This window comes from Gracilimonas sediminicola (assembly GCF_024320785.1).
In the GTDB taxonomy this organism is placed as follows: domain Bacteria; phylum Bacteroidota; class Rhodothermia; order Balneolales; family Balneolaceae; genus Gracilimonas; species Gracilimonas sediminicola.
In genome coordinates, this window is sequence record NZ_JANDBC010000001.1 from 2,158,066 (window position 1) to 2,175,423 (window position 17,358).

14 protein-coding genes and 1 tRNA gene are annotated in these 17,358 nt (G+C 44.1%); 12 read left to right on the plus strand and 3 right to left on the minus strand.

Annotated features, from left to right (window positions below):
• The first annotated feature begins 40 nt into the window (after nucleotides 1-40).
• Nucleotides 41-937 (plus strand): mechanosensitive ion channel family protein, encoded by an 897-nt coding sequence (locus NM125_RS09720; RefSeq protein WP_255134709.1) that lies wholly within the window; start codon nucleotides 41-43, stop codon nucleotides 935-937.
• On the opposite strand, the gene NM125_RS09725 is transcribed toward NM125_RS09720, so the two are convergent.
• Both NM125_RS09725 and NM125_RS09730 read right to left on the minus strand, forming a co-directional pair.
• Nucleotides 934-2,199 carry a hypothetical protein gene (locus tag NM125_RS09725; RefSeq protein ID WP_255134710.1) on the minus strand — a complete coding sequence of 422 codons (1,266 nt, stop codon included), beginning with the start codon at nucleotides 2,197-2,199 and terminating at the stop codon, nucleotides 934-936. The two genes, NM125_RS09720 and NM125_RS09725, sit on opposite strands and share 4 nt — an antisense overlap.
• Nucleotides 2,200-2,358: 159 nt before the next feature.
• Nucleotides 2,359-3,108, minus strand: a complete 750-nt coding sequence (locus NM125_RS09730; RefSeq protein WP_255134711.1) for a ZIP family metal transporter — start codon at nucleotides 3,106-3,108, stop codon at nucleotides 2,359-2,361.
• A gap of 173 nt (nucleotides 3,109-3,281) precedes the next feature.
• Here NM125_RS09730 and NM125_RS09735 point away from each other — a divergent pair, with 173 nt between their 5' ends.
• Together NM125_RS09735 and NM125_RS09740 are read left to right on the plus strand one after the other, a co-directional pair.
• A complete protein-coding gene (locus NM125_RS09735) occupies nucleotides 3,282-4,550 on the plus strand; it encodes a carbohydrate porin (RefSeq protein WP_255134712.1) in 1,269 nt (422 codons plus the stop codon).
• A gap of 19 nt (nucleotides 4,551-4,569) precedes the next feature.
• The gene (locus NM125_RS09740; protein ID WP_255134713.1) at nucleotides 4,570-5,610 is read left to right on the plus strand and encodes a porin; all 1,041 of its coding nucleotides are present in this window, start codon (nucleotides 4,570-4,572) and stop codon (nucleotides 5,608-5,610) included.
• On the opposite strand, the gene lgt is transcribed toward NM125_RS09740, so the two are convergent.
• The gene (gene lgt / locus NM125_RS09745; RefSeq protein WP_255134714.1) at nucleotides 5,607-6,440 is read right to left on the minus strand and encodes a prolipoprotein diacylglyceryl transferase; all 834 of its coding nucleotides are present in this window, start codon (nucleotides 6,438-6,440) and stop codon (nucleotides 5,607-5,609) included. The two genes, NM125_RS09740 and lgt, sit on opposite strands and share 4 nt — an antisense overlap.
• 142 nt (nucleotides 6,441-6,582) lie before the next feature.
• Here lgt and NM125_RS09750 point away from each other — a divergent pair, with 142 nt between their 5' ends.
• The 9 genes from NM125_RS09750 to NM125_RS09790 all read left to right on the plus strand — a co-directional run.
• Nucleotides 6,583-7,236: a protein-L-isoaspartate(D-aspartate) O-methyltransferase gene (locus tag NM125_RS09750; protein WP_255134715.1), complete on the plus strand. Its 654-nt coding sequence runs from the start codon at nucleotides 6,583-6,585 to the stop codon at nucleotides 7,234-7,236.
• Nucleotides 7,221-8,372 (plus strand): DUF368 domain-containing protein, encoded by a 1,152-nt coding sequence (locus NM125_RS09755; RefSeq protein ID WP_255134716.1) that lies wholly within the window; start codon nucleotides 7,221-7,223, stop codon nucleotides 8,370-8,372. Before NM125_RS09750 ends, NM125_RS09755 begins: the two co-directional genes overlap by 16 nt.
• Nucleotides 8,373-8,442: 70 nt before the next feature.
• Entirely contained in the window at nucleotides 8,443-9,423 is a 981-nt protein-coding gene (locus tag NM125_RS09760; RefSeq protein WP_255134717.1) for a universal stress protein, read from the plus strand.
• Nucleotides 9,424-9,659: 236 nt separating this feature from the next.
• Nucleotides 9,660-10,622 (plus strand): universal stress protein, encoded by a 963-nt coding sequence (locus NM125_RS09765; protein ID WP_255134718.1) that lies wholly within the window; start codon nucleotides 9,660-9,662, stop codon nucleotides 10,620-10,622.
• 167 nt (nucleotides 10,623-10,789) lie between these two features.
• Nucleotides 10,790-10,863: transfer RNA gene (locus NM125_RS09770), tRNA-Ile, on the plus strand.
• 227 nt (nucleotides 10,864-11,090) lie between these two features.
• Entirely contained in the window at nucleotides 11,091-12,266 is a 1,176-nt protein-coding gene (locus tag NM125_RS09775) for a tyrosine-type recombinase/integrase (RefSeq protein WP_255134719.1), read from the plus strand.
• A 348-nt stretch (nucleotides 12,267-12,614) separates the two neighbouring features.
• Nucleotides 12,615-13,076 carry a MerR family transcriptional regulator gene (locus NM125_RS09780; RefSeq protein ID WP_255134720.1) on the plus strand — a complete coding sequence of 154 codons (462 nt, stop codon included), beginning with the start codon at nucleotides 12,615-12,617 and terminating at the stop codon, nucleotides 13,074-13,076.
• Between the two features lie 203 nt (nucleotides 13,077-13,279).
• Nucleotides 13,280-13,729 carry a hypothetical protein gene (locus NM125_RS09785; RefSeq protein ID WP_255134721.1) on the plus strand — a complete coding sequence of 150 codons (450 nt, stop codon included), beginning with the start codon at nucleotides 13,280-13,282 and terminating at the stop codon, nucleotides 13,727-13,729.
• A 155-nt stretch (nucleotides 13,730-13,884) separates the two neighbouring features.
• On the plus strand, nucleotides 13,885-17,358 hold a 3,474-nt coding region (locus NM125_RS09790), incomplete at its 3' end, for an efflux RND transporter permease subunit (RefSeq protein WP_255134722.1).

Below are 17,358 nucleotides of genomic sequence, written 5' to 3' on the forward strand. Positions count from 1 at the left end.
ATAATAGCATAAGATCAATACAGAAAACAAGTTAGAACAAATGGAAATAGGAAATATTTACGAATTAGTAACCGGAAAAGTAGAAGAATGGTTGACTACCACCATCGAAATGCTGCCAAACCTTGCAGTGGCGTTATTGGTCGTCATCGTTTTTTATGCCATTGCCAAGGGGATACGGAAATTTGTTGGCAAAGTGCTTTCCAAAGTTACGACTAATAAAACCGTAACCGGGTTAGCCCAAACCGTATTGGGAGTTCTGGTAATCGGTATCGGGGTTTTTATTGCGCTTAGCATTCTGAACCTGGATGGTATGGTAACCAGCTTACTTGCCGGTGCGGGTATTATTGGACTGGCTTTAGGTTTTGCCTTTCAGGATATCGCCTCGAATTTTATATCGGGCGTATTGTTATCGGTTCGCCACCCTTTTGGAATAGGTGATATCATAGAAACCAACGACCTTTTTGGAACCGTTGAGAAGCTGAATCTGAGAAATACGGTTATTCGCACCCCACAGGGACAAATTATTTATGTACCCAATAAAGTGGTGTACGAAAACCCATTTGTAAACTATACCAAGAACGGAGAGCGAAGAATAGATTTGGCCTGCGGTGTTTCTTATGGAGATGACCTTGAAAAAGCGCGGAAAGTAGCCATTGAAGCCATCCAAGAACTGGATATGAGAGATACATCCAAAGATGTTGAGCTCTATTTTGATGAGTTTGGCGGCAGCTCGGTAAACTTCAAAATTCGCTTCTGGATAGCATTCGATAAGCTACCTCAATATTGGGGAGCTCAAAGTGAAGCGATTATCGCGCTGAAAAAAGCATTTGACGAGAACGACATTATGATTCCATACCCCATCCGAACGCTGGATTTCGGAATCAGAGGTGGAGAAAAACTGAATGCCTCCATGGTTAACAATGGAAGTAACGCTTAGAAGCGTGGGTTAATCACGTTGTTGTACACAGAACCGAAGTTGAACTCAAACCCGAATGAGCCACCGTATTCATATGAGGTGGCTTGTTGGGATAAATTAAGCAGTCGTTCTTCCTCGGTTAAATCGCCGGCGGGCAGACTCAGCTGATCGTTGATCAAAGAGTATCGTGCGGAAAAGAAAATGGAGAGGCCCCTTACGATTCTCATGTTTACCCGGAATCCCATATTGACTCGGTTTTTGCTGAAGTCGTGCATGTAATTTCCGGCATCAAGCCAGCCATAAATACCACCCCAGGGCTGCGTGAAATCTGTTCTGATCGTCAGTTCCTGTCTCCATAAAAACTCCTCATCTTTGTTAAAAATGGTAGTTTCGCTGTAATCATAATAAGATCCGAGGATACCATACCGGAAGGTTACCTCGCGACGGTTATGCTCTCTGTAAGGGAAAAGGCTGTACTCGATAGAAGGTGTTGCCCCAATACTTAAATCAATGTTATTCTGGGTTGATGACTGTGCACGCTGATAGGCACCTACCGTCCAGTGATCCCCTAAGCTAAAGGCCTGCAAGCCAAAAAATCTCTGGTTCTCAGTGATGTAAATATCGGTCGTTTCTTTGCCGGTGCTGTCTTCAGAAGTAAAACTTCGTCGGCGATAATTCTGATTATAATTGAAATTGATTTTCCATTGGTCGGTAATACGGCGGGCATCAACATTTCCGTTTAGCCTGAGGTTGCCCTGCGACTGCTCACCGTCAAAGTCGGTGCTGGCTCTCACCCTAAACACCCAACTGTTCCAGGGATCGGCTTCACTTACTACGGTACTTTCGCTTAAGGACCCGGAAAAATTTACGTTCAGATCAGAAAGGACTTCACGCCCGGCCAGGAAATAAACCAGTCCCAGTTTCACGTGCTTAACGAGGCGTCGGCGCATTTCGTCGTTAGTATCAGATTTAGGGCTCACAAAAGTGAGGATTTGAGATTTATCCTCGATAAAACCCTGTCCCATAAAATTCAGGGTATGCTCCCAGCCTCCGCTGCCTGTTTGCTGAAGTGTAACCAGAAGGTGTACTTCGGCATCCGATTGATCTCGTACAAAATTAATGAAATTCACCTCAGAGCGAACATAACTTCCGTTACAACCCCGGCAATCTAAATACACGTTGAGGGTTTGTTTCTCCTCAGGGGTGTCAGTAGTCTCTGATTGTGCGAGTGAATATATGGGGATCAGTAAAAAGAGTAAGAGCAGGGTGTTCCTAAAGTTCAATGTCTTAAAGAAAAAGCTTGAAAATTTATTTCACCTAAAATACGAAATGAACAATTCAGGCTTTGAAAAAAACTTAAAAAAGAATGTAAATGAAATTTGCGGATAAACGATCCTCAGATAGCAACGGAAGGTTGTTCAAGGGCTGTTATTCAATGAAAACTAATGCCCGATTAGAATCTGGAAAGCACTCATGGCAAGGATAGCCAGTGTAACCCAAAGCCCGACTTTTTTGGGAGAACACTGTTCAAGCGCTTCAGGAATCAGGTCAGCAAAAACCATCCAGATCATAGCACCGGCTGCAAAGCCCAGGCCGAAGGGGAGGTATTCTTTAAAAACTTCAACAAACAGGAAAGCAGGGATAGCCATTAACGGCTGGGGCAGGCTCGAAAAAATACTCCAAAGCACGGCTTTAAAAGCAGAAGTTCCCTGGGGAACCATAACCAGGCTGATAGCCAATCCTTCCGGGATGTTATGCACAGCAATAGCAATAGCGATAAAGACCCCAAACTCCATCGTGTTGGCAAACGAAACGCCCACACTTATTCCCTCCGCAAAGGAATGAACCGTCATAATGCCGAGGAAAAGCAGCATCTGTTTGCGTTTGCCGGTAATAAGATCTTCAACGCCAACTTCCGTTCGGCCCTCCATCCATCGATTTGCTAATACCACCAAAATTACGCCGCCCAGCATCCCGCCCAGTGTCATCCATTGGTCGATGTCATACCCTTCCATGATAAGGCTGAAGCTGGCGGCGAGCATCAACCCGGAAGCTGCAGCATTGGATTTACCCAACAGGGAAGGAGAAATATCCTTGATAAAAAAGAAAGGCAGAGCTCCCAATCCGGTAGTAACCGCCGTGAGCAGCGCATACAAAAAAACTTTGGTGATAGGGAGCGAGAGTAATTCCATAATTCTATATTAGGACGGCAAAGATAGAAATCAAGCCACTGATTCCCTAAGCAACCTCGTAATTCCTGATAGTTTAAAGACAGTCAAAATAAAGATAGTGGGTGGTGAATGATCAATCCACTAATCACATTGAAAAAGATGATTCTTCAAAAGTCCACAAACCAACAAAAAGCTTGATCACTCAACTAACATCTCTTGGCAAATCCGGATTATTATTCGCTCTTTTTCTATTTCTGCAACCGGCAGGAATATTTGCTCAACAAGCAGAAGAGAATGCGGCCAGTCCGTTTGAAGTCAGTGTAAGTTACACCGGAGATTTATTCGGAAATGTAGCCGGAGGGAATGAGACCGGCATCCGTTATTTTGATAATATTGATGTAAACATGCAGGTAAACTTCGATGAGCTTCCGCTTGGGCTTTCGGGCACAACCTTTTATGTGTACGGTATAGGAAATCAGGGTGGAAGTATTAGCGGACTTGCCGGAGACCTGCAGGGGATAAGTAACATTGAGGCCGAAAACTCGTGGCGTATTTTTGAAATATGGGTTCAGAAAAAATTCTTTCTCGCCAACAGCTCCATCCTCCTAGGGTTGTATGATATTAACTCCGAGTTTAACGTTCTGAACAGCAGCCTTTTATTCCTGAACAGCTCACACGGGTTAGATCCTACCATAGCGCTAAGCGGAGTGCTTGGCCCATCTACCTTTCCATACACCTCACTTGCCGCTCGTTTAAAGATAAATCCATTTAGCGGATTGTATATGCAGGCGGCAGTTTTGGATGGAGTGCCATCCGATCCGGGCAATACCAGAGGAACAAAAATTTACCTCCGGGAACGGGATGGAGTTTTTGTGATTGGAGAAATCGGGTTTCAGTCGCTGAGAGATAACAGCCTGCAGATGCGAAACCGGGTTACACGCCTTCAGAACATGCTGGATCCTGGTGTGGTCGGTAATAATAAAATTGCGATAGGGGGATGGTTTTACAGTAATGAGCGAAGTACCTGGGAAGTGACCGGTTTTAGGGAGCAGGAGTTTGGGTTTTATGCACTTGGGGAATACGAGATATTTTCAAATACATCAACATCACCGCGAAGCCTGAAGACTTTTTTCAGAGCCGGTGCGGTGAATCCGGACATTAATATGCTGAACGGATTTTTAGGCGGTGGATTTGTTTTTGACGGGTTGATACCGGGTCGCCCGGGTGATCAAACCGGTTTAGCGGTAGCTCATGCAATGGCGAGTCCTGAATACCGAAGCGTTACCTACCTGAATAGCTATAAACCAGAAAAAGCAGAAACCAATATTGAGTTTACGCATCAATTCGCATTAAATGATTATGTTCAGGTTCAGGGAAACGCCCAATATGTGCTTAACCCCGGCCTGGACGCCACGCTGGATGATGCCGTTGTTGTTGGCGCCCGCCTTGTAATTGGGTTTTAACCGATAATCAACATCTATTATGAAACCTTCACAAAAGCTTTTTTCAACTCTGTTGCTGGCCATAGCATTCAGCCTGTTAAACTTTTCAGCTGTAGCACAGGACGATTCATTTTTTATGGACGAACTTCGTGAGTTGTTTAAAAACGAATCACTGTCAGTGGGTGCCTTGGTTCAGGTTCAGGGTTTGTATGATTTTGACGATCAGGCACCGGCTTCATCCCGGAGTTTCTCACTTCCTACAGCACGAATTAAGTTAAGCGGAAAGCTGGACGGAGGCTTTAACTATGTAGTTCATTTTGATGCAGCCGACAATCCCATTCTGTTGGATGCTACCGCTGGATATAGCTTGAACAATGCATTTAATGTAACCGCCGGCGCCCAGAAACCGGGGATTAGTGCAGAATTTCTGAAAGGTCCTCAGGATCTCGATTTTGTGAGCCGCTCGCAGGTAGTTAAGGCGTTAGCAGAAAACCGGGATATCGGAGTGAGGGTGCATGGCCGCTTAGATCAGGGCTTGGGCTACTCAGTTGGGATGTTCAATGGAAACAACCTGCAGCCCAATGACAACGATGCCTTTTACTATGCCGGCCGGTTATCTTTTGATGCTGAATTTAAAGACGGGACCAACCTGGCTTTAGGGGCAAACGGATCCTACGGAGAGCAAGATAACAAGTCTATAGCCGCGGGAACGATCCCTTTCATAGATGGAGAGTATGCAATTTTCGGAGGAGATGTACGGGTTGAAAACAGCGGATTTATTATGGGCGGAGAGTTCCTTTCTGCATTGATTGACTACAGTCAGTCCGGCGAATTTGATGATACGATCATGGGCTATCAGGTTACCGGCGGTTTTAAATTTCTTGAAAAAGCACAGTTTTTAGTGCGCTGGGATAGTTTTCAATCTGAAGATATCCCTGCCTTAAACAGCGACGAGATTGTGATCGCATTGAATTATCTGCCCTCAGAACAAACGAAGATCAGGCTGAATTATATATTTCCACCAGAACAAGCTGAACTGGAAAATCACCGTATTGCCATGAATTTCCAGATTGGCTTCTAAGGATTTGCCGGAGACGTCGAATAGCTGCTCCAGTCCACTCTTTTAAGCACGATGTATAAACCAATCAATACGAGGGGGATGCTGAGCAGCTGCCCCATATTGAAGATCCAATCGCTGGCAAAATTAGCTTGTGGAATTTTGGTGTACTCCAGGAAGAACCGACCGGAGAACAGCAGGATTAAAAACATCCCAAACAACGAACCTTCTGGTGGATGCGCTTTATACTTTTTGTAGATGTACCAAAGTACCGCAAATACGAGCAGGCAAAGAATGGCTTCGTACAACATGGTTGGGTGGCGTGGAATGGTACCGGCAGGTCCGGGCAGGTTGGTGAAAACAACACCCCAGGAGACATCGGTGGCATGTCCGTAAATTTCAGAATTGAAGAAATTTCCCGTTCTGATGAAAGCACCGCCCACGGCTGTGGGAATTACAACCCGGTCGGCCAGCCACCAGAAACTCATTTTCGGGGCTTTTTTACTCTGGTAATACATGGCTACAATAATCCCGATTGCTGCACCGTGGCTTGCCAATCCGCCATTCCAAATAGCCAGCACCTGATCTAAATTCCGCAGATAATAGGAGGGATCATAAAAAATAACGTGGCCGAGGCGGGCACCAATCACGGTTCCCACTAAAACCCAGGTGAGAATACTTTCCATTTCCTCGACTTTACGGCCACCGTCTTTCCACAATTTCACCCCAAAGAAATAGCCGGATACAAAAGCCCCGGCAAACATCAACCCGTACCAACGGGGTGCAATAGGGCCAATGGAAAAGATTTCAGGGTCGATGCCCCATGTCAGGTTTTGCAATAATGCGATGATCATTAAGTCAGGTTTAAGAAAGTTCAGCAGAAAATAACAGCACTGACGGGAAAGTGAAACTAAAAGCTAATTTATTAACTCATTTTTTACACCAAATGCCTATACTTGATTAAAGACAAAACAGGGAACAAAAAGGGAAGTTAGTTTGCAGGAAGATCGCAGATTTGTCCGGCCAAGAAAGCAGTTGGTAGAAACGCTACGCAAAAAAGGTATCGAAGATGAGCGTGTGTTAATGGCTATCGGGAAGATACCCCGGCATAAATTGATTGACACCGCCCTGCACACCAAAGCCTATAACGACACTGCTCTCCCAATCGGGATGGGCCAAACCATCTCTCAGCCCTTCACTGTAGCGGCTCAAACCGAATTGCTCAATATTGAGAAAGGCGAAAAGATTTTAGAGATCGGAACAGGTTCCGGTTACCAGTGTATGGTTTTGTGTGAACTTGGAGCCGATGTTTACAGCGTGGAACGCCACAAAGAGCTCTATCACCGTGCGAAGGAAGCCCTTCACGAATTAGGCTATCGAGCCATGCTGAAAGTGGGAGACGGAACGCTGGGGTGGTCCACCTATGCGCCTTATGATGGTATTGTTGTGACTGCCGGAGCTCCCGTTGTGCCGGACGATTTGGTGCAGCAATTGGCCATTGGCGGCCGGTTAGTAATTCCGGTGGGGGACGACACCAAGCAGATGATGTTGCGCATAACACGGGTTTCCGAAAATGAATATGAGCGTGAAGAACTGGCTGATTTCAAATTTGTACCGCTTATCGGCGAAAAAGGATGGGGTGGCTCGTAGTGACTGAAACGGAGCAAACGTCAACCTCACCCAAAGACACCACCACTTTTAAAGAAGCCCCGTTTTTAGCCCTTAAGGGCTTTTTGATGGGATCGGCGGATATTGTGCCGGGCGTAAGTGGCGGAACCATGGCCTTGATTGTGGGTATTTACGAACGCTTGTTGAATGCCATTAAAAGCGTAAACGGTAATTTCATAAAGCTTTTTTTCACGCTGAAATGGAAAGCGGCGTTTAAAGAAATCCATATCTTTTTCCTGGCATTTCTGTTTCTGGGGATCTTTTCAGCGCTGGCCTTTTTCACCAAAGTAGTGCCGCTGCAGGTGTATATGTTTACCCATCCCGAAATTGTGTATGGACTCTTTTTCGGGTTGATTGTAGGCTCTATCTACATTTTGATTAAAGCTCTTGAGCGGTTCACTAAAACAGAACTATTGATGCTGGTGCTGGGAATGGCCTTTGGAATCTGGATCGTATCTCTGGTTCCGGCCGATACGCCTGAACATCCGGCCTTTGTATTTTTGAGTGGCAGTATCGCCATTTGTGCCATGATTTTGCCGGGTATCTCCGGTTCGTACCTGTTGCTTATTATGCGGAAATATGATTACCTGCTTTCTGAAATCGGGAAGCTGGGCGGTGTGGAAACTGTAGACGGTTTGATTGGATTGTTGCCTTTTGTGCTGGGAGCTGTTGTTGGTTTAGCTGCTTTTTCGAGATTTCTTTCCTGGTTGCTTTCAAAATATCATTCCCAAACCATAGCCGTGCTAATTGGCTTTTTGATTGGGTCTCTATATGTGATTTGGCCGTACCAGCATCGGGAGTTTGTGCAACGCGCGGAGGTGACACAGGTGGAGTATATGAATCACCCCAAGGTGCAGGAGCTGATGGAAAATCCACCAAACACAAACCTGCCGGAATTTGAACGGATCGGTGAAATCAGGAATGCTGATTCTACTTTTGAGGAGATGAAACAGGTAGAGATTGAGACGGTTAAAAATAAGCTGATCAAATCAGAACCGTTTATTCCGGGCTGGTTGGGTGCCAAACCCGGCGACGCTCCCAATGTGTGGGGTGGTATCATTGGGATGTTGGTTGGAGTTATATTAGTGGGAGGTTTGGACCGGCTCCGCGACAAATAAAGATGGAACATTAGCGGCCGCTAACTTATTTTATTATTAGAGTTAGTAATTCAACAAAACAGGAGTGGCCATGAATGTGAAGCGCGTATTAATCCCTACCGATCTTTCCGAGAAATCCAATGCGGCATTAAAGTCAGCCGATCTTTTTATAGATAAATTCGACTGCACTGTTGACCTGATGCATGTTATACCCTTGTCAAAATATTTAGGCGACAGTTTTGATAAGATCGGGGTGCCACTGAGTATGGATAAAGACATATATCCCAAACTCATCGAAAATCAGCGGAAGGAACTCAGTGCCTTTGCGAATGAGCACATCAAAAAGAAAGATAAGCGCGGAGAGTACATTGTAAATATAGACCGCAAGCCCTCCGACTCTATTCTGCGCCAAATTGAGAAAGGGAATTATGATTTGGTGATAATGAGTGCGAAGGGGGATCATTTCGCTGATTTCTTCCACGGCAGTGCTACCGATAAAGTAATTCGACGCTCCAAAACACCGGTACTTACGTTATCCCAGAAAATGTTATCCGATCACATAAACACCATCGTAGTACCGTGTGATTTTTCCAATCACTCGCTGGCTGCCATCCCTTTAGCATTTGATGTAGCCCAGAAATTCGGAGCTAAACTTGAGCTGCTGAATGTGATTGAAATGTATGCTCACGATGTGCACGGTATAGAGCCAACCACCATCGGGGTAGATGAAGAAGCTGTTTATGGTGGACTAAAAGGCCGCTTGAATAGCTTTTTTGATGATTACGAGGAATATAATTTTTCTGTGGAAGATGGTGAAGGTGACTTTCAGGATGCATTAGTCCATCACGAAAATGGAGAAGAAAATCGTATTGGGTTTAAGACCATTATTCTGAAATCCATTGCTGCTCACCACGAAATCATCGAATATGCCAATGAAAATGCCGACCTGGTGGTAATGAGCACCCACGGCCGCACCGGACTCTCCCGCATGTTGCTGGGTTCTACCACCGAACAGGTAATTCAGCACCTCGAGAAGCCGCAAATTACCATTAAGCCGGAGTTGAAGGAGTAGGGTTATAAATCCCAAAGACCAAGCTCCAAGTTTCAATGACCAGGTTCTGATGATGTGATGTATTACCGAAGATGTCAGGTTGTGCGAGGATTTGAGGTTCTAATCCAGGATTAGGATGTATAATGATGAAGCAATCACCACGATCGAAATACCAGGAAAATAGAAGCTTTTTCTTCATTCAAACTTCACAGTAAATACCGACCTTCCGATAACAACTAATAACAGAGGAGGTTGTCATGAAAGCCAGTCATATCTTAGTCCCTACCGATTTTTCTGAAGCTTCTCTTGAAGCGGTTAAAATGGCGGCTAAATTTGTGGAGATGTACGACAGCACCGTCGATCTCATCCACGTGATTCCGCTCATGAGCTATTACGATGAAAGCATGCAGCATTTGGGTGTTCCGTTTGATATGGAAAAGGATCTGTATCCCAAAGTACTCAAAACAGCGAACGACAAACTGCATGAAATCGCGGAGGAATATATCCCGAAAGAGCATCGCGGACAGTTGATCAACCTGGTGGGGCGAAAGCCTTCGCAGGTGATTGCAAATAAGGCCAATGAAAGACAGTACGATTTGGTCATTATGAGTAACAAAGGGGGGCATGACTCGGATGAAGTTCGCAGTCATATTACCGAGAAAGTAATCCGGTATAGCGAAAAGCCGGTACTCAGTATTGGTGCTTCTTTTGCTGAAAATAATATCCACGAAATATTGGTGCCGATGGACGGTTCCGGCGACTCTGTTGCGCCACTGGTTCAGGCCTTCGATTTTGCCCATGCCTTTGATGCCGGTATCACTCTGATGCACATCATTGAACCGTATTCGCTGGGTATGGAAGTGATGCCATTTACTGTGGAAGATGATGCTGCCGTCTATCAGTCACTGATAAGTAACATCAACAAATACTTCGAAAAACATCCTGAGTTAGGATTCACTATCCAGCGTACCGGTGTTGATTTCGAAGACCTGCTGGTGCGGGAAACCGAGAGCGGTTCATCATCGGTGAAGTTTGTAAGCATTGTGAAGAAAGGATTCTCAGCCCATACTGAAATCTGCGATTATGCTAACAGCAGTGCAGATATGGTGGTTATGAGCACCCATGGACGAACCGGCATAGCCCGCATACTTCTGGGCTCAACCACAGCCATTGTGGCTCAGCATTTGAATAAACCACTGTTAACCTTACGCCCGAAATAACAACGGGAATTCAGGATTAACATCCAGGAACTAACCTAAATGAGTGGATAAGAGCCCGTGCATGTGAAGTAGCTTGTACGGGTTTCTTGTTTTGCCGAACCGGTAAAAAGTGCTTTTATCTGGACGGGAATCCTTGTAAATTTGCAGCCCTTTCGAATCAACGAAACGGGCCCGTAGCTCAGTTGGTTAGAGCAGTCGACTCATAATCGATTGGTCGCAAGTTCAAGTCTTGCCGGGCCCACAATTATTGAGAGGGTGTAAAAACCCCCTCAATTCCCTTCTAAGCCAAAAAAAAGCCTAATTACTTACACTAAGTAAGCGAACGCAAAGGAACGAAAGTGAACACTTTCATACCCCTACATTCCCAACTACTATGTACACTACTATGTACAATTTTGGAATGGTCGTTTGCAAAGGCTGCTGAATTAAGAATTCGCTTACCGAACTTTAATTCAGAAGGCAACTACTATGGCATTTCTAATCAAACGCGGTAAATACTACTATGTGAATTTTTACTCTGAAGACCTGGGTAAAAAGAATGTTCGGAAATCATTGGGCACCCGACACAAAGACGTTGCTCAGAAAATGGTAACTGAACTCGAAAAACTGGAATCGTTAGGCAAGATCAATCCCTTTTCGAAAGGATTCAATCCTAAGAAGGTTTTACAAAGAAACACCAGTAATGAAACCACTGATTGTAACACGGTTAGTGAATCCATTGAATTATTCTACAAATCAAAAAACCATCTCTCCCCGGCAACCATTGGAGCCTACCAGCGAGCTTTAGATCATTTTGTAGAATTAAATGAGTTATCAGATGTGCATCCAACAAATGTACTGAGCTATCATTTTGAGAATGTGATCTTCAAAAAGAGCATTACTTCTGCTACAAGGCACTATTACTTTCGACATTTCCGGTCTTGGTGGAAGTTTCTGCTGAAAAAGAACATTGTGGAGAAGGATTACTTTCCTGAGATTAAAAAGGATTTGCCAAGAATTAGAGAAAATACCCGACCCAAAATGATTTCTGAGGAAGAACTTGGAATTCTTTTTAAGAAATTCGATGATGAGTTAGCCAGAAAGAAAGACTTACCTGAATTCGATCCTAATTTAGTCCAACACTGGTTCAAACCGATTGTAGCATTGTATTTCTTTGGTGGTCTCCGAAAACATGAGGCGGCTTATGACCCTGAGCTTTCGTACTCAGGACTAAAAGGTGAAAACCTGATCTATGAAAGTGAAGAGCTTAGCTACATTTCACTACCACCCACCAAAGGTAGAAAAGAACGGTTAATTCCTATCATTAATGAATTGAAGAAAGAACTGGAGGTGTATTTAAAAGTTCGTGCTAAGATTAGTCCAAGTGATTATGTGTTTATTTACACGGGTGGAAATACAAAAGGTCAACCAGTTCGTGGAATGAGAGTGTATAGGGAATTTAAACGCTACTGTAAGGAAGCCGGTATTCCAACTTCTCGTACTTTACATGGAATGCGACACCAAGCAGTTACTACCTGGATTGAGAAAGGGTTTCACACGGCTGAAGCAAGTTACATGGCAGGACATTCGAGCCAGAAAGTAACGGAAAAATACACACATTTGACTGTGAAAAGACTTAAGGATAAAATGAAAGCTCTCTCCTGATTTATAAATTTATATGAGATTAAAACAATTTTATCAATTTTTAATTTGACTCTGTACCATACTCCAGGTCTTAAATTGGTATTGAATTATGTTTCGAATAAAAAGAGGAAATATCATGCCATTTAAGAAAGGAGATGTTTATAAATGTCCAGATGAAAATTGTGGATGCGAGGTAACAGTAACTAAAGGAGCACCACCCAGTTGTGGTGGTAACCAAAACCCAACGTGCTGTTGTGGTAAAATTATGGAAAAGAAAGAATAACAATTAGTAATTAATGAGCCGGGTATTATGCCCGGCTTTTCTTAATAATTGAGTGGTTTGTTAAACGTATAATAGAAGTCAGTGAAATGATGAGAGAAAACCAGAATGAAAAGTATCAAGACATCACCACTTTCAAAATTGGTGAAGTAGCTCGCCGTGCAAAAGTAGATAAGGAAACCGTCCGTTATTACGAAAAACGCAGTCTCATTCCAAAACCTGACCGAAGGCGTTCCGGTTACCGTATATTTACGCAGCGGCACATTGATCAAATTAAATTTATCAAACGGGCGCAAGAGTTGGGGTTTACACTGAGTGAAATCAAGGAACTGCTGGAACTACGAATTGATGAGGACACTACTTGTTCAGAGATCAAAAGTGAAGCGCAAGAAAAATACCAAGATGTGGTGGAAAAGATCGAAGACCTACAACGAATAAAGAATACCCTAGTAGATTTAATTGATTCTTGTGCTGGGGAAGGACCTAAAGGAGACTGTCCTATTTTAAAGGCTCTTGAAGGCGAAAATAAAAACATCCTTGGCAATAAGTGAATTTTTGAAAGTGTTGATTAGATATAGATTTATAACATAATTCGTTTACGATACTTTTGAGATAAGACAATAAATTTCGTTTAAAATTGGGTTAGACTCATAATTAGTTCAACAGAATATTTGAAATTTGTCTAATTATGGATTTTGTTTATCGAATTATGTTCCATCTTTCATGGATAGAATTAATTACATATACTTGAAACGTGAAAATTTCTCTAACATATCGCTTTATTGCATCAGTGCTCAGTCTGAGTATCCTGATTGGGGTTTCGGTTCCAACCGGACTTCATGCTATGTCAAATGAACTATGTGAAGAGTTGCAGGAAATGGGAATCCATATGCAGGCTCAAAGTGAACATGCTGAAGATTGCCCAATGACTGTTGAGTTTGCCGAAGTACCGGAACACCAACATCATACTGAAACCAATGAAGATCAAGATCTTGGTATTGTTTGTGCCTGCTCTGTTGAGGAATTATCAGTTAAGACCGAAGCTCCTTTATTTCAAAAAGTGAAAGTCAAGGTTCTGGCTGTAGTCCAGATAATTGCGGAAGATCACACGAACCAATCTGAATCCGACTATCACGCTATTCAAACTTCGGATTCCTATTCACCACCTCCCATCTTTTTAGCCAACGAGTCCTTTCTGATTTAGGGACCGGTATATCATTTCTCCACTAAAGTCATTCCTGTAACGTCAGGAACCTTGATTCTTGTACTATCTATTGTAAAAAAAAGGCTTCAAGGTCTCAGATATCTATCGAGAGATGACCGCTTTTTTAATTGTACCGATTCATAAATAATAAACTCATGCTAAATAAAACCATCCGGTTTTTCCTGGAAAATAAGCTTGTTGCTGTACTATTCTTGCTAGTCTTAGTAGGCTGGGGGCTTGCAGTAGCTCCCTTTAATTGGAATCTTGACTTTCTTCCTCGGGATCGTGTTCCTGTGGATGCTATTCCCAACCTTGGGGAGAACCAACAGATCGTTTACACTGACTGGGAAGGACAATCACCTCAAGATATAGAAGACCAGGTTACCTATCCTTTGACCACTCAGTTACTGACTGTGCCTGGTATCAAAACCGTTCGAAGTAATTCCATGACCGGTCTTTCCATCATTTACATCATTTTCGAAGAAGACGTGGATTACTATTGGAGCCGCTCTCGCATCCTTGAAAAACTAAACTCGCTTCCTGCCGGCACTATCCCTCAAACTGCAAAGCCCGCCCTTGGTCCTGATGCTACCGGACTAGGACAGATATTTTGGTACACGCTGGAAGGCAGGGATCAAAGTGGAGAGCCAGCAGGTGGGTGGGACCCCCAGGAGTTACGGTCTATACAAGACTTTTATGTGAAATACGGACTATCAGGAGCTCAAGGTGTGGCAGAAGTCGCCTCCATTGGAGGGTACGTAAAAGAGTACCAGATCGACATCGACCCAAACAAACTAAAAACGTATGGGGTTACTCTGCCTGAAGTGATTGATGCGGTTCGGAAAACCAATGCCGAGACCGGTGCCCGAACTATTGAGATGAATAACGTGGAATATCTGGTTCGGGGAATTGGATATATAGAGAATCTGGAAGATTTGGAATCGGCAGTGGTTAAAGTAGTGGATAATACGCCCATTCGAATTCAGGACGTTGCCTTCGTAAGTATGGGGCCGGCTCCACGAAGAGGTGTACTGGATAAGGCTGGAGCAGAAGCCGTTGGTGGAGTAGTCGTAGCCCGGCAAGGTGCCAATCCCCAGCAGGTAATTGATAATATAAAAGCACAGATCAAAGAGATTTCTGCCGGTCTGCCTGTAAAAACCCTTGAAGACGGAACCGAATCTCAAGTCACCATTGTACCATTTTATGATCGCTCAACGCTGATCTCTGAAACCTTGGGGACGCTAGAAGAAGCCCTCACGCTTCAAATACTGATTACCATTATCGTGATCGTTATAATGGTACTGAATCTGCGAACTTCGGTGTTAATTTCTGCAATGCTCCCCATCGCTGTACTCATGACCTTCATTGCCATGAAGTATTTTGGTGTGGATGCTAACATTGTGGCCCTTTCCGGAATCGCTATTGCCATTGGTACCATTGTGGATATGGGAGTCATCCTTTCTGAGAATATGCTCCGGCATTTGGAAGAAATGGAGGAAGATGAATCACTTCTGGAAGTTATATACAATGCTACTGTTGAAGTAGCCGGGGCTGTATTGACGGCCATAACCACCACCATTGTGAGTTTTCTCCCGGTCTTTACGATGATCGCTGCCGAAGGGAAACTATTCAAACCATTGGCTTACACTAAAACCTTCGCGCTGATTGCTTCCATTATCATTACAATCACACTGATCCCACCCTTTGCCCATTGGTTCTTTGGGTTAAAGATCAACAATCGGAAATTGAAACTGAGCTGGAACGGTTTACTGGTGATCGGAGGATTCATTGCCATGTTGACTGTTTCAGGTTGGGGTGGTCTGTTGATCATGGGCTTCGGACTAATCAATGGCGTGGGATTCTTTTTAGGCGAAGAATATCACAAACGAATTCCAATTCTCAACAACGTACTTTCTGTAGTGGTAGTAACCTGGCTACTGACAGAATACTGGCTTCCTTTTGGGCCATCGGTCTCTTTTGCAGGTAATTTGTTTTTTATCGTTTTAGTGATCGCCCTTATTCTTGCCACCTTCTGGCTCATCATCAAATATTATCAACCCATTATTAGTTGGTGTCTGGATCATAAAAAGATTTTTCTAACCCTTCCATCCTTTTTCGTGATTTTTGGGGTGGTAATTTGGCTGGGCTTTGCAACTACCTTTGGATTTGTAGCCAAAAGCTTTAATACGGTCGGGGTTGATATAAGCGAAACATCCGTTTGGACTTCAGCGTCCGAAGCTTTTCCAGGACTGGGTGAAGAATTTATGCCCGCCCTGGATGAAGGAGCTTTCCTTTTAATGCCTACTACGATGCCTCACGCCGGTGTAGAAGAGGCAGAAGACGTGATGCGTAAAATAGACCTGTCTGTTAACTCCATACCGGAAGTTGAAATGGTTGTTGGAAAAATGGGCCGGGCTGAATCAGCTTTGGACCCGGCACCTATCTCCATGTTCGAAAATGTGATTCAATATAAATCGGAATACAAAACGGATGAAAATGGCCGACGGATGCGATTCGAGGTCAATGATTCAGGGGAGTTTGTAAGAGATGAAGATGGAGAACTGATTCCGGATGAAAACGGTGAGTATTTTCGCCAGTGGCGCGATCATATTCACTCCCCGGATGATATCTGGGATGAAATTGTAGCCGCCGCACGGATTCCCGGAACTACCTCGGCACCAAAACTTCAACCCATTGAAACACGATTGGTGATGCTGCAATCTGGCATGAGAGCCCCTATGGGTGTCAAAGTAAAGGGAAGTGATCTTCAAGAAATCGAAAATTTTGGTTTACAATTAGAAGATGTCCTGAAGAATGCTGAAGGCGTAAAAGCTTCATCGGTATTTGCGGAACGTATTGTTGGTAAACCCTATTTGGAAGTTCATTGGAACCGGGAACAGTTAGCCCGCTACGGGTTATCCGTTCAAGACGTGCAGCAATTTATGTCGATGGGTGTGGGTGGGATGGCAGTCTCAACCTCCGTTGAAGGGCGCGAGCGATACCCTATTCGTGTTCGTTTTGCCCGCGAGTTAAGAGATAACCCTGAGGCTTTAAATGAACTTTTGGTTCCCACCAAGACGGGTGTTCAAGTACCTCTTTCACAACTGGCTGAGATCAAATACCGCCAAGGACCACAAGCTATCAAAAGCGAAGATACGTTCCTGGTGGGTTATGTAATCTTCGATAAGTTAGATGGCTTTGCTGAAATTGAAGTGGTAGAAAATGCCAGACGTGCTATTGAAGAGAGTGTGAACTCCGGTAACATAGCGGTTCCCGCAGGTATCAATTTTGAATTCGCGGGCAACTATGAGAATCAGGTACGAGCTGAGAAACGGCTAAGCATTATTTTGCCTATTGCGCTGGTCATTATCTTCCTGATCATGTATTTCCAATTTCGGTCTGTGGCTACTACATCCATGATCTTCAGTAGCATTTTTGTGGCCTGGGCGGGGGGATTTCTACTTGTTTGGCTCTACGGTCAGGGATGGTTTCTGAATTTTGATCTATTTGGTCAAAATCTTCGGGATCTGTTTCAAATGGGAACCGTGAACTTAAGTGTGGCTGTGTGGGTGGGATTCATCGCCTTATTTGGAATAGCGGCTGACGGAGGTGTAGTGATGGCAACCTAT

What these genes read in the sequence shown, in the direction of transcription:
- NM125_RS09720 (WP_255134709.1), top strand. Translation starts at nt 41, where the DNA reads ATGGAAATAGGAAATATTTACGAATTAGTAACCGGAAAAGTAGAAGAA.
- NM125_RS09730 (WP_255134711.1), bottom strand. Translation starts at nt 3,108, where the DNA reads ATGGAATTACTCTCGCTCCCTATCACCAAAGTTTTTTTGTATGCGCTG.
- NM125_RS09740 (WP_255134713.1), top strand. Translation starts at nt 4,570, where the DNA reads ATGAAACCTTCACAAAAGCTTTTTTCAACTCTGTTGCTGGCCATAGCA.
- lgt (WP_255134714.1), bottom strand. Translation starts at nt 6,440, where the DNA reads ATGATCATCGCATTATTGCAAAACCTGACATGGGGCATCGACCCTGAA.
- NM125_RS09755 (WP_255134716.1), top strand. Translation starts at nt 7,221, where the DNA reads ATGGGGTGGCTCGTAGTGACTGAAACGGAGCAAACGTCAACCTCACCC.
- NM125_RS09760 (WP_255134717.1), top strand. Translation starts at nt 8,443, where the DNA reads ATGAATGTGAAGCGCGTATTAATCCCTACCGATCTTTCCGAGAAATCC.
- NM125_RS09765 (WP_255134718.1), top strand. Translation starts at nt 9,660, where the DNA reads ATGAAAGCCAGTCATATCTTAGTCCCTACCGATTTTTCTGAAGCTTCT.
- NM125_RS09775 (WP_255134719.1), top strand. Translation starts at nt 11,091, where the DNA reads ATGGCATTTCTAATCAAACGCGGTAAATACTACTATGTGAATTTTTAC.
- NM125_RS09780 (WP_255134720.1), top strand. Translation starts at nt 12,615, where the DNA reads ATGATGAGAGAAAACCAGAATGAAAAGTATCAAGACATCACCACTTTC.